Genomic DNA, 1561 nt, shown 5'->3' on the forward strand with positions numbered 1-1561 from the left:
GAGCAGGTACGCATCACCGAAGGGCCGTTTGCGAACTTCAATGGCACGGTGGATGACGTCAACGAGGACAAGCAGACGCTCAAAGTCATGGTTTCGATCTTCGGCCGCTCAACACCGGTCGAGATCGAGTTCTCCAAGGTCGACAAGATCGTCTAGTACGAAGGGTTTTGCCTGGTGTCTTCTACCACCGGGCCGCGCTGGCGGCGGGGGCTTCACCCGCGGCAGTCAGCATGGAAGTGAAATCTACGTCTGCGCCCTGCGCAGACACGAAGGACAAGCAACATGGCACCGAAAAAGGTTCAAGGATACGTCAAGCTGCAGGTTGAGGCCGGTAAGGCCAACCCGGCGCCGCCGATCGGCCCCGCCCTCGGTCAGGCGCAGGTCAACATCATGGAGTTCTGCAAGCAGTTCAACGCCCGCACGCAGAATAAAGAACTCGCCGGAATGACTATTCCGGTCGTGATCACGGTTTACGCTGACCGTTCGTTCACTTTCGAGACCAAGACGCCCCCCGCCGCCAATCTTCTGAAGAAGGCTGCCGGTATTCAGAAGGGCGCCGGCGCGCCGAACAAGGACAAGGTCGGTAAGGTAACCGAGGCCCAGGTTCGGGAGATCGCTATCCAGAAGATGCCTGACCTGAACGCCGCTTCCGTAGAAACCGCGATCAAGTCGATCAAGGGTACGGCCCGCTCGATGGGTATCGAAGTCGTCGGCTAAGAGCATTTTCCCTGTAGGTGCAATGTAGGGCTTCCGCATCTATGAGCGTTTTCCGCAATGAAAACGCCGCTGCGCGCCCCTCACGGGTTATCCAGCAACAGGGAAAACACTTCAAAAGATTTCTTGCACTCTCGCAAGCACGGAGCGCCTCAGGCGCTCCGTTTTTCTTTGTCCGGCAAATGCGATAGAGCATTTTCCTGTAGGTGTAATGTAGAGCTTCTACATTCATGGGCGTTTTCCGTAATGAAAACGCCGCTGCATACCCTTCCGGGATACCCAGCAACAGGAAAATGCTCTAGGCTTGGCGGCATGTCCCGCAGATCGGTTGTCGTCACCGGAGCCTCCAGCGGCATTGGCCTCGCTACGGTAAAGCTCCTCACCAGGCATGGATTCCACGTCTTCGGCACCGTCCGCCGGCAGGAAGATTTCCACATGCTGCCGTCAGAGTGCACTCCCCTGCTGATGGATGTCACGGATGAGGCCTCTATCCAGCCAGCCGTGGAGGAGGTCCGCTCCGCGCTTGGAGGAGAGACGCTGGCTGGGCTGGTCAACAACGCCGGCATCGCCGTACATGGTCCCCTAACCTATCTGCCGATCGACGACTTCCGGCGTCAGCTCGAGGTGAATCTGGTGGCCCCGGTTCGCCTCAGCCAGGTCTTTGCTCCCCTGCTGGGTGCTGACCGCAGCCGTACCGGGCCGCCCGGACGTATTGTGAACGTCAGCTCCGTCTCCGGGAAGCTGGCTTCGCCCTTCCTGGGCGCCTATGCTGCGTCCAAGTTTGGGCTGGAGGCTGTTTCAGAATCGATGCGGCGCGAGCTGTTACTGCATGGCATCGACGTGATTG

The 1561-nt window shown here is 58.9% G+C and carries 3 protein-coding genes; all 3 read left to right on the forward strand.

Going from position 1 to position 1561, the window contains the following annotated elements; all coding sequences use genetic code 11:
* The coding region (nusG, locus tag AB4043_RS24990; protein WP_442308458.1) for a transcription termination/antitermination protein NusG at nt 1-156 on the forward strand (156 nt) is incomplete at its 5' end.
* A 126-nt stretch (nt 157-282) separates the two neighbouring features.
* Nucleotides 283-717: a 50S ribosomal protein L11 gene (rplK, locus tag AB4043_RS24995; protein ID WP_147649430.1), complete on the forward strand. Its 435-nt coding sequence runs from the start codon at nt 283-285 to the stop codon at nt 715-717.
* 309 nt (nt 718-1026) lie between these two features.
* Nucleotides 1027-1561: SDR family NAD(P)-dependent oxidoreductase (locus AB4043_RS25000; protein WP_442308457.1), on the forward strand; the 535-nt coding region annotated here is incomplete at its 3' end.

The sequence above is a fragment of the Terriglobus sp. YAF25 genome (assembly GCF_052113305.1).
In the GTDB taxonomy this organism is placed as follows: Bacteria; Acidobacteriota; Terriglobia; order Terriglobales; family Acidobacteriaceae; genus Terriglobus.